At 44.3% G+C, this 19248-nt stretch carries 16 protein-coding genes; 5 read left to right on the top strand and 11 right to left on the bottom strand.

Features of this window, described 5'->3' with window-relative positions:
* Positions 1-6: 6 nt before the first annotated feature.
* The 5 genes from LC508_RS27710 to LC508_RS27690 all read right to left on the bottom strand — a co-directional run bounded on the left by LC508_RS27710 (position 7) and on the right by LC508_RS27690 (position 6560).
* Positions 7-648, bottom strand: coding sequence for a phosphoribosyltransferase (locus tag LC508_RS27710; RefSeq protein WP_054353466.1), 642 nt, complete (start codon positions 646-648; stop codon positions 7-9).
* Between the two features lie 164 nt (positions 649-812).
* On the bottom strand, positions 813-1529 hold the full coding sequence (locus LC508_RS27705) for a glycerophosphodiester phosphodiesterase (protein WP_033144043.1): 717 nt from the start codon (positions 1527-1529) through the stop codon (positions 813-815).
* A 21-nt stretch (positions 1530-1550) separates the two neighbouring features.
* Positions 1551-1943 carry a PH domain-containing protein gene (locus LC508_RS27700; protein WP_033144042.1) on the bottom strand — a complete coding sequence of 131 codons (393 nt, stop codon included), beginning with the start codon at positions 1941-1943 and terminating at the stop codon, positions 1551-1553.
* A 537-nt stretch (positions 1944-2480) separates the two neighbouring features.
* Positions 2481-6011 carry a pyruvate:ferredoxin (flavodoxin) oxidoreductase gene (nifJ, locus tag LC508_RS27695; protein ID WP_033144041.1) on the bottom strand — a complete coding sequence of 1177 codons (3531 nt, stop codon included), beginning with the start codon at positions 6009-6011 and terminating at the stop codon, positions 2481-2483.
* A 144-nt stretch (positions 6012-6155) separates the two neighbouring features.
* A complete protein-coding gene (locus LC508_RS27690) occupies positions 6156-6560 on the bottom strand; it encodes an RrF2 family transcriptional regulator (protein ID WP_033144040.1) in 405 nt (134 codons plus the stop codon).
* Positions 6561-6864: 304 nt separating this feature from the next.
* Between LC508_RS27690 and LC508_RS27685 the strand changes: the two genes are divergently transcribed.
* Complete coding sequence (locus LC508_RS27685; protein WP_118594045.1) at positions 6865-8496, top strand: ABC-F family ATP-binding cassette domain-containing protein; 1632 nt, start codon at positions 6865-6867, stop codon at positions 8494-8496.
* Between the two features lie 75 nt (positions 8497-8571).
* Here LC508_RS27685 and ltrA read toward each other — a convergent pair whose 3' ends face one another.
* Together ltrA and LC508_RS28285 are read right to left on the bottom strand one after the other, a co-directional pair.
* On the bottom strand, positions 8572-9963 hold the full coding sequence (ltrA, locus tag LC508_RS27680) for a group II intron reverse transcriptase/maturase (RefSeq protein ID WP_054353838.1): 1392 nt from the start codon (positions 9961-9963) through the stop codon (positions 8572-8574).
* Positions 9964-10019: 56 nt separating this feature from the next.
* The gene (locus tag LC508_RS28285; protein ID WP_255611085.1) at positions 10020-10145 is read right to left on the bottom strand and encodes a hypothetical protein; all 126 of its coding nucleotides are present in this window, start codon (positions 10143-10145) and stop codon (positions 10020-10022) included.
* A 473-nt stretch (positions 10146-10618) separates the two neighbouring features.
* On the opposite strand from LC508_RS28285, the gene LC508_RS27675 reads away from it, so the two are divergent.
* Complete coding sequence (locus LC508_RS27675; protein WP_054353837.1) at positions 10619-11824, top strand: IS110 family RNA-guided transposase; 1206 nt, start codon at positions 10619-10621, stop codon at positions 11822-11824.
* Between the two features lie 230 nt (positions 11825-12054).
* Here LC508_RS27675 and lysA read toward each other — a convergent pair whose 3' ends face one another.
* A complete protein-coding gene (gene lysA / locus LC508_RS27670; RefSeq protein WP_054353282.1) occupies positions 12055-13305 on the bottom strand; it encodes a diaminopimelate decarboxylase in 1251 nt (416 codons plus the stop codon).
* A gap of 121 nt (positions 13306-13426) precedes the next feature.
* Between lysA and LC508_RS27665 the strand changes: the two genes are divergently transcribed.
* Positions 13427-14266: a LysR family transcriptional regulator gene (locus LC508_RS27665; protein ID WP_033144037.1), complete on the top strand. Its 840-nt coding sequence runs from the start codon at positions 13427-13429 to the stop codon at positions 14264-14266.
* Between the two features lie 32 nt (positions 14267-14298).
* Here the strand turns inward: LC508_RS27665 and LC508_RS27660 are convergent, their stop codons facing one another.
* On the bottom strand, positions 14299-14889 hold the full coding sequence (locus LC508_RS27660; protein WP_103731955.1) for a hypothetical protein: 591 nt from the start codon (positions 14887-14889) through the stop codon (positions 14299-14301).
* A 398-nt stretch (positions 14890-15287) separates the two neighbouring features.
* A complete protein-coding gene (locus LC508_RS27655; RefSeq protein ID WP_054353285.1) occupies positions 15288-16079 on the bottom strand; it encodes a GNAT family N-acetyltransferase in 792 nt (263 codons plus the stop codon).
* A 270-nt stretch (positions 16080-16349) separates the two neighbouring features.
* On the opposite strand from LC508_RS27655, the gene LC508_RS27650 reads away from it, so the two are divergent.
* Together LC508_RS27650 and LC508_RS27645 are read left to right on the top strand one after the other, a co-directional pair.
* Complete coding sequence (locus LC508_RS27650; protein WP_103731956.1) at positions 16350-16775, top strand: MarR family winged helix-turn-helix transcriptional regulator; 426 nt, start codon at positions 16350-16352, stop codon at positions 16773-16775.
* Positions 16776-18131 (top strand): MATE family efflux transporter, encoded by a 1356-nt coding sequence (locus tag LC508_RS27645; RefSeq protein ID WP_103731957.1) that lies wholly within the window; start codon positions 16776-16778, stop codon positions 18129-18131.
* 70 nt (positions 18132-18201) lie between these two features.
* Here LC508_RS27645 and LC508_RS27640 read toward each other — a convergent pair whose 3' ends face one another.
* Positions 18202-19179, bottom strand: coding sequence for an ROK family protein (locus LC508_RS27640; protein ID WP_103731958.1), 978 nt, complete (start codon positions 19177-19179; stop codon positions 18202-18204).
* Positions 19180-19248: the final 69 nt, after the last annotated feature.

The following is a 19248-nucleotide window of genomic DNA, read 5'->3' as shown; positions in this document are numbered from 1 at the left end:
CCCCCTTTACAATTTAGAATAACCGTACCCGTTTACAATGGCATCCAGTTTCTGGCCTGTTTTACACATGGGGCATTCACTGGCTTTGTGCGTCTGATAATTCGGAACATCTTTTTTATAGAACACAGCATTGATATCCAGCCCTGCTACTTTATTCACTGCGCTGAAGATTGCAGACACACCCTGAATGGTACCGCCGTAATAGAGAATACTCTCCATACATTTCCGCAGTGTCTCACCGGTTGTAATAGATCCCATCAGAATCACAACATTCCTGTTCCGTACCATATGCTGAATATTGTCGCGGAACATTAGCTGTCCGTTACCGTTAAATTCCGGGGTTACAATATAAATAGTTTTGTGCGCATTCATGGACAGAACACCGGCCTTTGCCAGCTCCTCCGCCAGAAATGCACCCACCACCTCCAGCCCGTCCAGACAGATGATCGAGTCCACAGGTGTGGAAGTCTCATATTTGGTGGAAAGATATTTTGCAATCCTGGAAGCCTCCGCACATCGTGTTTTCATTGTCGTCATCTCCAGATAATGACTGATGTGGGACTGCGGGGTTGCAAAATGTCCCGGAATCACCTTTAACTGAATTTTCTCATCACCGGATGCATATACCTTAAACATTCTTTCTTCCATTTCCATAAATCATACCTCCTCTTATGAATCCCCAATTACTTTTTTTATATGCTTATTATACCATACTCCTTTTGAGGAAAAAAGAGAAGATTTCTGAAAATAGGTATTTTTTAACAAAATTGTGACTGTTCATTTCGCCTTCCATAACGCTTTTCGCCACACAATTACCAGTATGGTATATCCGGAAAATTGGTGATCACAACATCCACGCCGGCTTTCTCCATCTGCCGGAAGCGTTCTTTTGTATTCACGGTCCACACATGCAGAGGCAGCTTCTCCTCCCTGCACTGTTCCAGAAAACCGGGATGCTGCAAATGCGCATATATAGGATGAAGCGCATCCACACCCAGACGTTTCCCATAAGCAGGTGCATCCACGATTCCATCCTCAAAAAGCATTCCTGTGCGCGTTCCGGGATTTTTCTTTTTTATCTCCAGCAGCGTATAGTGATTAAAGGAAGAATATAAAACCTTTTCCTCCATCCCCATACGTGCCGCAAGGTCCAGCACCTTATCCACCAGCCCCTCATAAAATACAATACTGGTTTTCAGCTCCACATTCACAAGCATATCTTCTTTTTTCATAAGTTCATACACTTCTTTCAGTGTAGGAATCCTGGCACTTCCCTGTTCCGGAAAAGTCTTATTAAAGTTCAGCTTCCGCAGTTCTTTCAGTGTATAGTCCTTCACCCATCCTGTACCGTTGCTGACCCTTTCCAGCTTCTCATCGTGAATCACCACGATCTCTCCGTCTTTGGTAAGCTGCACATCCAGCTCAATACCATCTGCTTTACGCCGCACCGCTTCGGAAAACGCCTCCATGGTATTTTCTGGTGCATACCCTGATGCCCCTCTGTGCGCCCAGATTTTCATTTTCTTCATAGCCTTCCCCTTGATTTTAAATTAATATTCGTCTTCCTCATCCACATTCTCATCCGCATAGGAGTGTTCCCCATAAAATTCTCTGCCCACCACATTTTTCCTCTGTCTGCTGTCCTCCACCAGTTCAGAGAGCAGGGAACGCACCTTCTTAGGCTCAGAAATATTCTTCAGCACAATCTCAGGATTGCTGTCCACCTTGGTCTTCACGATCAAATCCCCGGTCCCAAAGATTTTACCTGTCAGAGTCTGTACCATCGTCACATCCACGATCCTATACAAAAGAGTTTCATCCAGGGTAGTTTTCAAAAGTCCGGCTTCTATCATCAGTCTCTCATTCTCTATATAATATTTCGTAAATGACCATGGAAACCACATAAAATGCTTCCGGTCTTCCCATATCAGATTATCACCCATTGTGTGACCTCCTTATTATTTATACGTTTCAGTATAATATGAATCCAAAAGAATGACAAGGGATTGTTTCGGTTGGGAAAGGGACGGGATGAGGCGGGGAGAGGGAAGGGATTTTTGCCTGCTCGAGGCTGCAGAACCTGTGAGCTAACAGCTAACTGCGACTAAGACGCTCGCCAATGGGCTCTCGCCTAAGTCTTAGTAAGCTGTGGATCTCACAGAACCCTCCGCTTAACCTCGCCAGCACAAATCCCTTCCCTCTCCCCGCCTCATCCCTGGTTTTCTCATGCGAAACGTAAAGGAAAAAAAGATAAATGAAAACAAAAACACTCAAAAATATAAACTAATGAATCCAACTTTTCGTTTGTATGCTTTTATCTTTTCTAACAATCCAAAGGTGATGTCTGTGATTGATGTCAGGAAGGAATTACACACCCCCATCCCCCACCACCCACTTCCTTCCGTCCGCCCTAAATAAACACCAAAAAAGCAGGCACCACCACCGTGATGCCCGCCATTTATTTTCCAAGAAACTATCAATTAGTTCTCTGCATCTCCATACAGAGTAACCAGTTTCTTCAGATATTCATATCTTTCCTTAGCCTGTTTCTCATTCAGAGCAAAGAGTTTAGCAGCCTTTTCAGGATTGGAACGTTTCAGAGAATTGTAACGAACCTCTCCATCCAGGAATGCCTGGTAATCTTCTGTCGGCTCTTTGGAATCCAGAGTGAATTTGCTTTCTGCTTCCGGATTGAAGCGGAAGTTGTGCCAGTATCCGGATTTAACAGCCAGTTCTTCCTCTGTCTGTGCTTTGCTCATGCCTTTCTTGATACCATGGTTGATACACGGAGCGTAAGCGATGATCAGGGATGGTCCCGGATATGCCTCAGCCTCAGCAATTGCTTTTACAGTCTGGTTGAAGTCTGCGCCCATGGAAATCTGAGCAACATATACATAACCATAGCTCATAGCAATGGAAGCAAGGTCTTTCTTCTTCACTTCTTTACCACCTGCAGCGAACTGTGCAATAGCACCTGTCGGAGTAGCTTTAGAAGACTGTCCGCCAGTGTTGGAATAAACCTCTGTATCGAATACCATAATGTTGATGTCTTTTCCACTTGCTAATACGTGGTCAACACCGCCGAATCCGATATCGTAAGCCCATCCGTCACCACCGAATACCCACTGGGATTTCTTAGCCAGGAAGTCTTTTTTCTTAACGATATCTTTGCAGGTATCGCAGTCGATTCCTTCCAGAGCTGCAACCAGTTTGTCAGTAGCTGCACCGTTGGTAGCACCGCAGTTGTAGGTATCTAACCATTCTTTGCATGCTGCTTTTACTTCTTCAGAAGCTTCTGCACTTGCCATTACAGATTCTACTTTTTCTTTTAAGCCGCCGCGGATCGCGTTCTGAGCCAGTAACATACCGTAACCAAACTCTGCGTTGTCCTCGAATAAGGAGTTATCCCATGCAGGACCCTGTCCTTTTGCGTTTACAGTGTACGGTGTAGACGGTGAGGAGTTACCCCAGATAGAGGAACATCCTGTTGCGTTTGCAATGTACATTCTGTCACCAAACAGCTGAGTAATCAGTTTTGCGTATGGTGTCTCACCACAACCTGCACAAGCGCCTGAGAACTCAAGCAGAGGCTGTTTGAACTGAGAACCTTTTACAGTTGTCTCTTTGAATTTTGCAACAACATCTTCTTTGACCGGAAGAGATACTGCGTAATCAAAGAATTTCTGAGATTCCACATTTGCTTCCATGTTCTCCATAACAAGGGCTTTTGCACCTTTCTTGCCTGGGCAGACATTTGCACAGGAACCGCATCCGGTACAGTCAAGAGCGGATACTGCGATAGCAAATTTATATTCTTTCATACCAGTCATGTCAAGAGCTGCCGGAGCATTTGCTGCCTCAGCTTCTGTCATAGCAACCGGACGGATAGATGCATGCGGGCAAACGTATGCACAACGGTTACACTGGATACAGTTTTCCGGCTGCCATACCGGGATATTTACTGCAATACCACGTTTCTCGTAAGCAGATGTTCCGGATGGAGTAGTACCGTCAACATATTCTGTAAATGCAGATACCGGCAGGGAGTTACCTTCCTGAGCTGTAACTTTAGCCTGAACGTTATTAACGAAGTCTACAACTTCTTTTCTTCCGTTCTCAGCATGAGTCAGGTCAAGACCTTCGTCTGCTGCAGATTTCCAGCTTTCCGGAACCTGAACTTCAACGATCTGTTTTGCACCTTCATCGATAGCTGCCCAGTTCTTAGCAACTACGTCATCTCCTTTACGTCCGTATGTAGCTTTTGCAGCAGCTTTCATTAAGTCGATAGCCTGAGCTTCCGGAATGATGTCTGCCAGTTTAAAGAATGCGGACTGCAGGATTGTATTGATACGAGTCGGGCCCATGCCGGTCTCAATACCGATCTTAACACCGTCGATCACATAGAATTTGATGTTGTGGTTAGCAATGAAAGCTTTTACCTGTCCCGGTAAATGTTTTTCCAGACCTTCCATGTCCCAAGGACAGTTCAGCAGGAATGTACCGCCGTCTACCAATTCCTGAACCATGTTGTATTTTCTTACATAGGACGGATTATGGCATGCAACGAAGTTTGCTTTCTTAATCAGGTATGTAGATTTAATCGGCTTTTTACCAAAACGCAGGTGAGACATTGTAACACCGCCGGATTTCTTTGAATCATAGTCAAAGTAAGCCTGTGCGTACATATCTGTGTTGTCACCGATGATTTTAATGGAGTTCTTGTTAGCACCTACTGTACCGTCAGCGCCCAGACCCCAGAATTTACAGTTGATGGTTCCTTCCGGTGTTGTAACGATAGGAGTACCAACTTCCAGAGACAGATTTGTAACGTCATCCACGATACCGACTGTGAATTTTTTCTTCTCTGTGTTCTCATATACAGCAACGATCTGAGCCGGTGTAGTGTCTTTGGAACCTAAACCGTAACGTCCTGTCATAATCGGAACTGCATCGAATTTGCTTCCTTTTAATGCAGCAACAACGTCTAAGTATAAAGGCTCACCCAGAGATCCCGGTTCTTTTGTTCTGTCTAAAACAGTGATCTGTTTTACAGTTTCCGGAATAGCTTCGATCAATGCGTCAGCACAGAACGGTCTGTACAGGCGAACTTTTACAACACCGACTTTTTTGCCGGCTGCCAGTAAGTAATCGATTGTCTCTTCAATTGTATCGTTTACAGAACCCATAGCAACGATTACGTGCTCAGCATCTGCTGCTCCGTAGTAGTTGAACAGTTTGTAGTCTGTACCGATCTTAGCGTTTACTTTGTCCATGTATTCCTGAACGATTGCCGGTAAAGCATCGTAGTACGGATTACATGCTTCTCTTGCCTGGAAGAAAATGTCAGGGTTCTGAGCAGAACCTCTCTGGCACGGATGGTTAGGATTCAGTGCGCGTGCGCGGAATTCATCAACAGCGTCCATGTCTACCATCTCTTTTAAGTCTTCGTAATCCCATGTCTCGATCTTCTGAATCTCATGAGAAGTACGGAAACCGTCAAAGAAGTTGATAAACGGAACTTTACCTTTGATAGATGCCATATGAGCAACCGGTGTTAAGTCCATAACTTCCTGTACGGAAGATTCACAGAGCATAGCACATCCTGTCTGACGACATGCGTATACATCGGAATGGTCACCGAAAATTGACAGTGCGTGGCTTGCCAGTGCACGAGCAGATACGTTGAATACACCCGGTAACTGCTCACCAGCGATTTTATAAAGATTAGGGATCATTAACAGAAGACCCTGTGATGCGGTATATGTAGTAGTCAGGGCACCTGCTGCCAGGGATCCATGTACAGCACCTGCTGCACCAGCCTCAGACTGCATCTCAGTAACCTGTACTTCTTGTCCGAAAATGTTCTTTCTTCCCTGTGTTGCCCATTCGTCTGTAGCTTCTGCCATTACAGATGACGGGGTAATCGGGTAAATCGCTGCAACATCGGAAAATGCGTAAGACGCATGAGCCGCTGCATGATTACCATCCATGGTTTTCATCTTTCTAGCCATTTGTTTTTTTCCTCCTTGAAAATTGTTATAAACAATGTTCCACTTCGCTCCCCGAAGTCTATCAAAATTATATCACGATTCGCGAAGCATGTCCATTTTTTAACGAAAATAAGTCGAATGTTTTTCCAAAAAAACAAATCCTGACTACTCTTCTTCCATAATTTCTCGGATTGACCTTGAACCGAGCTCTTTCAGCAGGTTTTTCTGAATTCTGCACAGCTCTTTGTGTACCTTGCAGCCCTCCTCGTCCTGGTTTCTCACACAGGGTTTATCGGGATTCATACACTCGATCATGTAAAATTCAGGCTCAACCGCAAGGTAGATATCCAGCAGGGTGATCTGACCGATATCTTTTTTCAGAGCATACCCCCCGTTGCTTCCGCGGTAGCTCTTCACCAAATCTCCCTTTTCCAGTTTTTTGAGAATTTTATATACAAATGCAGGAGTCAGTTCCTCCTTTTCACATACCTGGTTCACGCAGAGTTTTTCTCCTCCGGCAAGTGCCCGGACGATCCGCACCGCGTAGTCGCATTCTCTTGTAATCAGCATTTTCCTGTGCTCCTTTCCTGTGCTCTCTGTGGTATTAACTCGCCATGCAAAGAGGCATAGCCGTCAGACACCAAGGTCTGCGGCAGTCATATCTGCCTGTCGTTTACTGTTCTCTTACTTATATTGCCAAACCGGCACCGGGCCGGGATTGCCCACTTTTTTCTTAACGCTGTTCATTATACCTTTGTATACTTAATTTATCAAGTATTTTAAAAGAAATGCTTGCAAATTCCACATTTTACTGTAAAATAGGAAGAGATTACGCAAAGAAAATTGTGAAATTTTTATAAAGTGAGGGATTAACATGATTGCAGCAAATAATGTTACTTTACGAATCGGTAAAAAAGCACTGTTTGAAGACGTCAATATCAAATTTACGGAAGGAAACTGCTATGGTTTGATCGGTGCCAATGGTGCCGGCAAGTCTACATTTTTAAAGATCCTTTCCGGTCAGCTGGAGACAACCAGCGGTGATATCACCATAACACCGGGACAGCGTCTCTCCTTCCTTCAGCAGGACCACTTCAAATATGATGCTTATCCGGTACTTGACACAGTTATCATGGGCAACAAACGTCTGTATGACATCATGAAAGAAAAAGAGGCGATCTACACCAAAGAGGATTTTTCCGATGAAGACGGAATCCGTGCCAGCGAGCTGGAAGGTGAGTTTGCCGAGATGAATGGCTGGGAAGCGGAATCTGACGCGGCACAGCTCTTAAACGGCCTTGGCATTGAGACAGACCTCCACTATTCCATCATGGGAGATCTGACCGGAAGCCAGAAAGTAAAAATTCTTCTTGCACAGGCTCTGTTCGGCAATCCTGATATTCTTCTTCTGGATGAGCCTACCAACCACCTGGACCTGGATGCCATCGAATGGCTGGAGGAGTTCCTGATCAACTTTGAGAATACCGTCATTGTAGTGTCCCATGACCGTTACTTTTTAAATAAGGTATGTACACATACCGCAGATATCGATTACGGTAAGATCCAGCTCTATGCCGGTAACTATGATTTCTGGTATGAGTCCAGCCAGCTTCTCATCAAACAGATGAAAGAAGCTAACCGAAAAAAAGAAGAAAAGATCAAAGAATTACAGGAGTTCATTTCAAGGTTCTCCGCCAATGCCTCCAAATCAAAACAGGCCACTTCCAGAAAACGTGCTCTGGAAAAAATCCAGCTGGATGAGATGCGTCCTTCCAGTCGAAAATACCCCTATATTGATTTCCGTCCCAACCGTGAAATCGGAAATGAAGTGTTAATGGTAGATGGTCTGTCAAAAACGATTGACGGCGTAAAAGTTTTGGACAACATATCTTTTACACTTGGTCATGACGACAAGGTTGCCTTTGTCGGCGGAAACGAGCAGGCGAAAACCGTACTCTTCAGAATCCTTATGGGTGAAATGGAACCGGATGAAGGAACCTATAAATGGGGCGTTACCACATCCCAGACCTATTTCCCGAAGGATAATACAGCAGAATTTGATAATGATTTGACAATTGCTGACTGGCTGACACAGTATTCTGAAATCAAAGATGCCACTTATGTACGCGGTTTCCTTGGACGTATGCTGTTTCCCGGTGAGGACGGCGTGAAGAAAGTCCGCATTCTTTCCGGAGGTGAAAAGGTAAGATGCCTTTTGTCCAAAATGATGATCTCCGGTGCCAATGTGCTGATCTTCGATGAGCCTACCAACCACCTGGATATGGAATCCATAACAGCACTGAATAATGGAATGATCAAGTTCCCCGGCGTTATTCTGTTTGCTTCCCACGATCACCAAATCGTACAGACCACAGCAAACCGTATTATGGAAATCCTTCCGAATGGCGTACTGATCGATAAGATCACAACTTATGATGAATATCTGGCAAGCGATGAAATGGCAAGAAAACGTCAGGTCTATACCATGACAGAAGAAGACAATTAAATCAATAGAGTAGGAGGGAGTGACTAGCTCCCGTCCTCTCACACCACCGTGCGTACCGTTCGGTACACGGCGGTTTCAATAGTTGACATGCACAGACTGATAGGCTGTGGCTAAATCATAAAAGCCACTGTTTATCAGTCTTTCTTTTAACATAGCTCTCTTTACTGTCGTAAGATTTGAAGAGAACCAATGTCCTTTTCGACTGTTAGCCGCTATATGTGCATAGTATTCTGGAATTCCCATTCTGATTAGATTTCTCTTTTTCGTTTTAGGCAGCTTCCACTGTTTCCATATACACATGCGTATTCTGTGATAGAGCCATCCGTTGATATCTTCTATGTTGTTCTTCATGCTTGCGATTCCGTAGTAATTCAGCCAGCCCCTAGCATACACCTTTATCTCTTCAAGACTCGGTTTTATGCTCTGACACTTCTTACGGGAAGATAAGGTTTTCAGTTTTGACTTAAATTTCTTCCATGACTTTGGATGAACTCGGACATATATGCCACTACCATTCCTTCCCAACGTAAAGCCAAGGAACTTAAATTTTCGGATTGCAAACACACTGACAGTACGGCTTTTCTTTCTGTTCACTGTTAGTTTCAGTTTCTCTTCGAGATATTTCGTACTGCTTTCCAACAGTCTTTCTGATGCTCGCTTGCTCTTTGCTAACAACACTATGTCATCAGCATATCTGACACAAGGCACACCTCTCTTAAAGAACTCTTGGTCAAACTCATTCAGATAGATATTTGCCAGTAACGGCGAAAGATTTCCACCTTGCGGAGAACCTTCTTCCGTTTCCATTACCACTCCATTTTCCATTACACCACTTTTCAGATATCGTTTTATGAGTTGGATTACTCTTTCATCTTTTACATTCTTGCGTAAAAGGTTTAATAACAGTTCATGATTTAACGTATCAAAATATCTCGATAAATCCAGCGATACCGCATAGGTATAGCCTTGTTCTGCATACTCTTTTACCTTAAGGATTGCGTCTTTTGCGCTTCTGTTCGGGCGATATCCGTAACTCGTTTCGCTAAAGAGTGGTTCATAGATTGGCATTAGCTGTTGTGCTATTGCCTGTTGTATGGTTCGGTCTATCACTGTCGGTATGCCTAGCTTTCGCACACCACCATCTGCTTTTGGGATTTCAACTCTCCTTACTGGAGACGGAGTATATTTCCCTCTTAATATTCGGTCTGTCAACTCCTTTTGATGTTCCCTTAAATATGGGAGTGCTTCTTCAACGGTCATTCCGTCAATTCCCGCCGCTCCCTTGTTTGCCTTTACTCTTTTGTACGCTCTGTTCATGTTGCCCTTGTACAGTATCGCCTCTAAGAGTTTCGGCTGTGCACTGTCTCTTTCTTTCCATATCCGATTGAACGACCTAGACGCTTTCGCATACCCTTCATGTTCCGCACTATCTCTTTGCGAACAGCCATTGTTCATGTTTTCTGTCATTGTAAGTCATTCCTCCCTTTCTCGGTCATACTCAAGGCTCCTATTGATTCGGTCCTTCATCTTTCGACTACTATGACCTCTGCTGACTTCTGTGCGTTCAGCATAACCTTACAGTTATGGTTACTCCTTTCAGAGCATTCCACACAGACCTCCCTGGGTACCACACGTTTCCTTCTCTCCATCTATCTGCCACATTTATCATGCATGATTCCGTGTAGTTATTGGGCTTCGACTTGTTATGCAGCCTTACCCTCATGCATAACCTTTTATGTGATTTCTGTTCGTCAGACCGGAGATTTGCCCATGGGTTAGTATGTTCCCCATATCCAGCTTCCTTCCGATTCCGTCTCACGGCGGACACCCTTGCTTTCGGCTATATCCTTCCCACTACTACAATAGAATTATGGATAAGGTACATGACAACCAACCATGTCCATATCCTTCTTATTGCTCAAGCTGTTAGAATGAAGGGAACAATGGTATGACTGCTTCCCACTTGGACTTCGCGTCCGTCCGGTAGAATGTCAGCCTGCCCTCATTCGCAGCATTCGTTTTACGCAGGTAGAGCTATTACGTTCGTGTCAGCCAGTAGTTAGAATAAGCAATGAGTAAAGCCGACCTTACCATTGGCAAAATACAAAACAAGGAGAATACAATGAATGCAGTAGGTATTGACGTATCAAAAAACAAAAGTACAATCGCTATCCTCCGCCCATTCGGAGAGATTGTTGCTAAACCATTTGATGTAAAACACACATCTTCTGACATAACATATCTAATTAGCCAGTTGAAAAGCTTAAATGGCGATACTCGAATTGTTATGGAACATACTGGCCGATACTATGAGCCCATGGCGCAGTGGTTATCAGACGCTGGTTTATTCGTAAGTGCCATTAATCCTAAACTAATAAAAGACTTTGGTAATAATACATTACGTAAAGTAAAAACAGACAAAGCTGATGCAATAAAAATCGCACGCTACACTCTTGATAACTGGTGTGAACTTAAACCATACAACAACACGGATGAATTACGCCGACAACTGAAAAACATGAACCGCCAGTTTGATTTCTACATGAAACAGAAAACAGCCATGAAGAATAATCTTATTGCTCTTCTTGATGAAACATTTCCAGGTATAAATACCTTCTTTGACAGCCCTGCAAGAAATGATGGAAGCCAAAAATGGGTGGATTTTGTCACTATCTTCTGGCACGTTGACTGTGTACGTAGACATTCTATTTCTTCGTTCTCTGAGCGGTATCAATCTTGGTGTAAAAAGAAAAAATATAATTTTCAGTCCCAAAAGCCTAACGATATATATGAATTTAGTCACGATCTTATCGCAACACTGTCAAAAGATAATGTAACGAAACTTTTGATTCAGCAAGCAGTTGATCAGCTAAATATAGCCTCAAAAAATGTGGAATCACTTCGTCTCCTTATGAACCAGACTGCCGCTAAACTTCCAGAATACCCAATAGTACTTGATATGGCTGGGGTAGGAACTACACTCGGCCCGCAACTGATAGCTGAAATCGGTGATGTATCCCGTTTTTCTCATAAAGGTGCTCTAACTGCCTATGCCGGGGTTGATCCAGGTGCCAATCAATCTGGTGACTATGAGCAACAAAGTGTTCGAACATCAAAGCGAGGAGCTCCACAACTCAGAAAAACCTTATTTCTAATTATGGACTCACTTATGAAACTGGCACCTCCAGATGATCCGGTATACGGATTTATGATGAAAAAACGTGCTCAAGGCAAAGATTATTACGTTTATATGACCGCTGGTGCAAACAAATTTCTCCGTATTTATTACGGACGAGTCAATGAATACCTCTCATCATTGACTTCTTAATAGTAGTTTTTCATCTTTCCCTTTTCAGCCGGCAATAATTGGCGGCTTTATTGTGATACCAATTTTTTAATATAACTTATTTTAAAAATAACTATTGACTTTTTCTTTGCAGGCTACCGGGCGGATTCGAGACTTTCACTCGTTGGAAACGTGCGCCGCCAGGCGCACATAAGAAAAGGAGGATTCCACTCTGCCCTTCAGAGAGAAATCCTCCTTTTTCTATAAACCGTTTATGGCAGCAAAACATAATTTCCCGCCAAATCTTCAAACGTATCCCGTTTTCTGATAAGACAGACCTCCCGGTCCTCTTTTACCAGAACCTCTGCCGGTCTAAGCCTTCCATTATAATTAGAACTCATAACATGACCGTAGGCGCCTGCATCCAATACACCGATAACATCTTTTTCCCTCATAGAGGGAAGCATTCTATCCTTTGCCAGAATGTCTCCACTCTCACAGATATTTCCTACAACAGTAACCCTCTCCTTCTTCCCAGACATTTCCACGCTTTTTCCATATACCTCAATCTCATGATATGAATCATATAATACAGGACGCATAAGAACATTAAACCCAATATCTGTACCGATATATTTATTCTCATGATTGTTTTTTACTGCAGTTACAGTCCCCAAAAGAACAGAGGATTCTGCCGTCACATAACGGCCGGGTTCCGCTCTGAATATGATCTCTCTTCCATATTCTTCTGCAAAACGGTACATGATCTCATCCAGCTCTTTTCCCAAATCCTTTAAATCCAGCCTCTTTTTCTTATCCTCTTTATGATAAGAGATACCGAATCCCCCGCCAAAATCCACAAATTCCAAATCAGGGAACTCCTTTGCGCAGTTCAGAATAGAATCTACACTCTTCAAATACTGCTCTTTATCCAGAAACAGAGAACCAATATGCTGATTCAGACCAATCAGAGCGAGGTTATGGCGGGCAAGTATCTCCTTCACTTCATGCAGCATTTCCGCATCAATTCCGAATTTCGTCTCCTTGCCTGCTGTCACAACTTTCTGGTGGTGTCCTGCACCGTGTCCCGGATTCAGACGAATGGCAACCTTTCCACCCGGATTCAGCCTGCCATACTGCTCCAGCTGAGACAGGGAATCCACACTGGTAGTCACCCCTGCCTCTATGGCATAGCACATCTCCTCCTCAGACACATTATTACAGATATAAAAAATCTGGTTCGGCTCATAACCTGCCATTTTTGCCAGATATATTTCTCCCGGTGACATGACATCCACCTCAAGGCCTTCTTCCTTGACAATCTGCAGAAGGGCCGGGTTAAAATTTGCCTTTATAGAATAATCAATTACAAAATGCGGATATGTCACCATTTGTTTCAATTCCCTGCACCGGGAACGCAAAATACCTTCATTATATACATAAACCGGACTGCCGTATTTGGCAGTCATCTGTTCTGGCTCCATAGTTCCAAAGAAGCCTGCTTCTCTCAGGTTGTGCTCCATAATCGCTTCTCCTTTTTACACTTTTCCATGCTTAATTCTTGACAAATTATATCCTATTCTTTATAATTTGTAAAATAAATTAATTGCATAGATATGATTCGTTTTTTTGATAGGAGTTCTTATGAATACAACGTCCCTTGAAACTTTTTTAGTGCTCAGTAAAATACGTAATTTCACAAAAGCTTCCGAAGCGCTTTTCGTAGCCCAGTCAACTGTCACAAACAGAATTGCCGAGTTGGAAAAAGAACTGGGACAGCCATTATTTATCCGCAGCTCAAGGAGCCTGAAACTGACAGAGGCCGGTATCAAATTTACAGATTACGCCAACCGTATAATCGCACTGGAGAAATCGGCTGTGGCTGCGCTGAACACCCAGGACTTTTCCGAGGAGAGTCTGCATATCGGTACCACCAACACCATTTATGAATGCCATCTGCGGACGCCTCTGCTTGACTATATGCAGGAACACAGGAAAGTAAATGCAAAGGTCACCATATCACATTCCATGGAACTTCTCCATGCACTTCAGGATGATCTGCTGGATTTTGCCTTTACTTATATCCCGCTGAAAAAGCAGGGATTTAACTGCCAGTGTTTCAAAAAAGATGAGCTGGTTCTTGTCTGCCGCTGCAGTGACACAACATACCAGAAGGGTATCACCAGGAAAGAGCTACCAAAACTGAACTACCTATTCTGCAATTTTGCCCTGCAGGAGGTAGGACTCTTTATCCGCCAACTCTTTCCTGACAATTACCAGTTTCCCTTTGAGATAGACAACAGTACAAAGCTTCTGGACTTTGTTCTGGCAGGACTGGGGTATAGTTTTCTTCCCCTGAGTCTTGTAAAAAAGGAGATTGAAGCCAACAGGCTCCGCGCTGTGCCCCTGCTGGATTTTGACTCACCTAAAATAAATAATTATCTCACCATGAAAGAGACTCTGAAGTTTCCCTTTGCACTTTAAACGCATCTGTCCGGTCATCTGAACAGTTGCCTCTATACCACTTTTTTCTGCTGCTGTGCCAGACTGTCAAACTTATTTTCCAGCAGTACCAGTCTGGTCTCCAGTTGATTCACTTTCAGATGGTACAGCTCATTCGTCTGTGAAACACTCAGTGCCTCTGTAAATTTGCGGCTCAGATCCACATGATTCTCTGCAACGATTTTAATGTTGCGCTGAATTTCATTTTCTATGATACACTTGGTCTGCTCCAGATCACTCTTTACAATGGCAAGATCTTTTTCAAGATTATCAAGCCGTGTTTCAACCTTATTGAGCTGTACTTTTATTCCTCTTATGGATTCTTCTACCTGTTCAAATCTTTTATCAATCTGTCTGAACTTTTCATCTATCTGCTCGAACCGCTTATCAATCTGTTCAAACCTCTTATCAATCTGTTCAAATCTCTTATCGATCTGTTCAAATCTCTTATCGATCTGTTCAAACCGCGCTTCCGTTCTCTCTGTACTCTCGTCCAGACGTTTATTTACCTGTTCAAATCTTTCATTTACCTGCACATATAATGGCTGCAGCTTATTGTCAAACAACCTTTCCAGTGTATTGATATCTTCAGATGTAAATCCCATATCATATCCCCTTTCCAACGCGCATTCGCTGTCTTACCGGCATCCAGATCTTACTTACTGTCTGCCGCTGTGGACAGCCGGCTTTCATCCACAGACTGCGAAGTATCCGTAAGACCTGACTGCTTTACTTGTTATGCTGTATAGCTTATCATATAAGAGTGCAAATTTCTATTGACATTTTGCATATTTGCATTTTTTGTAGACAGTGCGAAAATTTGCCCTTTTTCATTTTCTTAAATTTGTATCTATCTGCTGAAAATTTATTTTTGGGGGACATTTTTACATCTCTCTTCCGATTTTCTCTATTTTATGTCCATTCATCATTATATATTTTCACTATAAATTACCGAATACGCAGTGAGCGCAGTAAATGTGCAGGCCTGACTGACAGTTACAAATCACGTTTCATCGTTCCCGGTAAACCCGTACACCTCATAGGCTGTATACTCTTTATCAAAATGATACCCCAGTTTTTCCGCCAGCGCTGCCGAAGCAGGATTCTGGGCATCCCAGCTTGGATACATGCCTCTCTCCAGACAGTCAAGAATCAACTGTGCGGCACAGCACAGTGCCAGTCCCTTCCTTCTGTAATCCTGACGGGTATCCACCTCTATCTCAATCCCCTGCTTATATACGGTATAGGAGGATGCACCTGCCGCAAGAATATGCCGGTCCATGGCGGCGACCCCAAGCCCCCGCCTCCTGTAATCCTCATAATCCCTAAACTGTGAACACAGGTCCGCAGACCAGGATTCACCCATAGCACGCCTGTAGATTTCGCCGTCTATTCTGTGCAGCGAAAATCCTTCCGGACAGTTCTTTACTATTTCCTCAAGTTTCTTTTTATCAAATACGTCCGGTTCTTTCCTGATCGCATAGCGTATCACTTTCTTGGAACATCCCCGGTAAACATCCTCTATCATATCCTCCCAATCTGCAGAAGGCGGTACCATAATGACAAACTCAGATTCCCTGTCATCCGGTTTATTCCGCACAAGCCGCGCAGAGGGATTTCCCGCAAAGAAACAAAAATCCCCGACTACAATCTGTGCAGACTGCGGATCCTCCTCTGTATCTGCATAAGCTCTTCCCATACAGTCCTGAAGACAGGACCAGATCAAAGTCTCCTCCCAGCCTGCAAATAGATCCGCAATTTTACTTTTATCCAAAATCTCCACTGCTTTTTCCATACATCTCTCTTTCCCACGCAGTATCTCTGCCTATTCCAGTCAAATCCGTCTCCGCCGCATAAAGTTATCTACCCATATATAAATACCGTGAACGGCAGAACACACACTCCCGCCGGGTCATCTGATTCACTGGCGTGAACAACAGTTTTTACAGCTACCAGTATAACACATTCATAAATTTCATGTTGACATTTTCGACTCACCTGCATATAATAAATAGTTGTTTCTCACAACAGTTGTAATTTACAACTATTTTAAGGAGGCCGTTTTATGAATAACCATTTTGTCAGCATTATCAGGCGCTGTGAATTGTCATATGTAAGAGCCGAAATGGAAAAATACGGGCTGATTCCTCTGGAAGGCAGACTGATCCGTATCCTCAAGGACAAGAGCTGCAGCCAGGAGGAAATGGCCGAATATCTGAATCTGGATAAGGGCAGAATCGCCAAAAACCTGGCATCCCTGGAAGAAAAGGGGTTTATATGCCGCAGAGTCAATGAAAATGACAGGCGCCAGAAATTTGTATCCCTGACGGAGAAGGGAGAGGAAATCTATGAACATATCCGGGATATTTACAGATCCTGGGACGAAATCTGTTATACCGGCTTTTCCCAGGAGGAACAGCAAATACATCAGGACCACATCAAACGAATTGCAGCCAATGCAGTTGCATACAGAAAAAAAGGAGGAAGATAAATGGTAAAAAATCTGACGGAGGGAAAGCCTCTCAAGCTGCTTTTTTTCTTTGCCCTGCCCATGGTTATCGGAAACTTTTTCCAGCAGCTTTATAATATGGTAGATTCCATGGTAGTGGGAAAATTTGTAGGTGAGGATGCACTGGCCGCTGTAGGCTCCTCCTTCCCTGTTGTCTTTCTGGCTGTAGCCATCGCCGCGGGACTTTCCATGGGATGTACGGTTGTCATCTCCCAGCTCTTTGGGGCAGGTCAGATCCGGGAAATGAAGACAACCATTTCCACTGCTCTGATCGCATTGGGTGTGATCGGACTGGCTATTATGGCAGCCGGTGAGCTGGCAGCCGGTCCGCTTCTGAAGCTTCTGGGGACGGACGCTGATATCATGGCGGATTCTCTCACCTATCTGCGGATTTATTTTGGCGGAGCTGTCTTCCTCTTTCTTTACAATACTTTGAACGGTATCTACAATGCCCTTGGGGACAGCAATACTCCCCTTAAATTTCTAATGGTGTCAGCCCTTACAAACATTGGGCTTGATCTGCTGTTCGTGATCCGCTTCCATATGGGCGTGGCTGGTGTTGCCTGGGCGACCCTAATCGCGCAGGGCCTGTGTGCTGTAGTCTCCTTCTTTGTTCTGATCAAACGGATGAAGAATATGGAAAGTGAACCTGCTGCCGCGGATAAAAAGTTTGCTTTCTTTGAGGCAAACGCAGCCCGCAGAATTGCCCGTGTAGGTGTCCCCTCCATGCTGCAGCAGTCCATTGTGTCCCTGAGCATGATGTTCATGCAGGGACTGGTCAACTCTTACGGAAAGGTATTTGTAGCAGGCTATACGGCAGCCACAAAAATTGATACGCTTGCCATGATGCCCAACATGAACTTTTCAAATGCCATGTCAAGTTATACAGCACAAAATATCGGAGCAGGAAAAGACAAACGGGTTGTTCAGGGTTATAAAGCCTGTCTGCTCATGGTCCTGATATTTTCCCTTATCATCACTGGTATTATTTATCTCTTCGGACCGCAGCTTCTCAGTCTGTTCCTGAACAGCGGTTCTGAGGGCAGCGCTATGGGATACGGACTGAGATATATGAAGACCGTCTCTGTATTTTATGTATTAATGGGACTTATGTTTGTAGGCAACGGCCTTTTACGAGGTGCCGGAGATATGGGCGCCTTTATGTTAAGCTCCATGTCCAACCTGTTTTCCAGAGTTGCCATTGCATACCTGCTGGCCCATTTCATCGGTTCCAGCGCAATCTGGTGGTCTATTCCCATTGGCTGGGGAATCGGCACCATCTTCTCCTTTATCCGCGTACAGAGCGGAAAATGGAAACTGAAAAAACTGGTGGACTGATTCTGTAAAAGCCGCAAACAAATCTCCGGTTCCCGCAGAAAGATTTTCTCTGCCGAAACCGGAGATTTTATTAAACCACCATTCTGTTCTCTGTTTTTATCGAAGCGGCTTTCGCTGCCCCCAGCATTCCTGATGCGTCGCCAAGCGATGCTGTAACGATCGTACACGCTTTTCTGGAAATCTCCAGTGCATGGGTATCCACAACTTCTCTCGCCTTTGACAGCAGGCGTTCTCCTGCCGCTGACATACCGCCTCCGATAATCACACACTCGGGATTATATAAATTTATCACATTTACAAGGCCGAATCCCAGAATCTCACCAGTCTCCTCCATGGCCTCCCTTGCAAGCTGATCCCCTTCATCAAAGGCTCTGGACACCATTTCTGCCGTGATCTCTTCCGGGTCCTTCACCCAGTCTGTAAGCACTGTCTTCTCTTTTGCCTCAATCTTTTCCTTTACTGTCCGCAGAAGCCCCAAAGCCGACACATAACGCCCCAGACAGCCCGAGCTTTTACAGCGGCAGGGTCTGCCCTCCCGATACATATTCATATGGCCAATTTCACCCATGCTGCCGGTTGCACCGTACAAAATATGTCCGTCTATCATGACTCCTGCCCCTAAACCTGTCCCCAGTGTCAGAAGTACCACATTCTTTTTCCCCTTCCCCGCACCGAAATAACATTCCCCGTACAGATTTACGCGGACATCATTGTCAATAAATACCGGTATACCCAACCGTTCTTTAAACCATCCGGCAATGGGAACATTTTCCCATTGGGGAAAATTAGGTGAAAACAGGGAGATTCCCTTTTCTATATCCAAAAGCCCGGGAACCCCCATTCCCATGACCTCCACTTCCTCTGCCGCTGCCCCTGCTTTTAAGAGCAGCTCCCTGATATTATCTGCCATTCGCTGCAAAACGCCCTCAGAGCCCAGACTGACCATGGTCGGTGTCCTCTGTTCGGCCACCACAGAAAAATCTTTTGTGAACAGAGAGGTCTTGATATTCGTTCCTCCCAGATCCATACCAATTATATATTTTTTCATTCTATGTCCTTTCCGGCAATTCCCCGGCTGCCTCCGGCCGCAGCCCGTATTTCTGCAGAGCACAGTCTG

The organism is Blautia parvula (genome assembly GCF_020215665.1).
Lineage (GTDB): Bacteria > Bacillota > Clostridia > Lachnospirales > Lachnospiraceae > Blautia > Blautia celeris.
The sequence above is the reverse complement of the archived record's forward strand: the minus strand, read 5'-3'. Positions and strand labels throughout refer to the sequence as shown.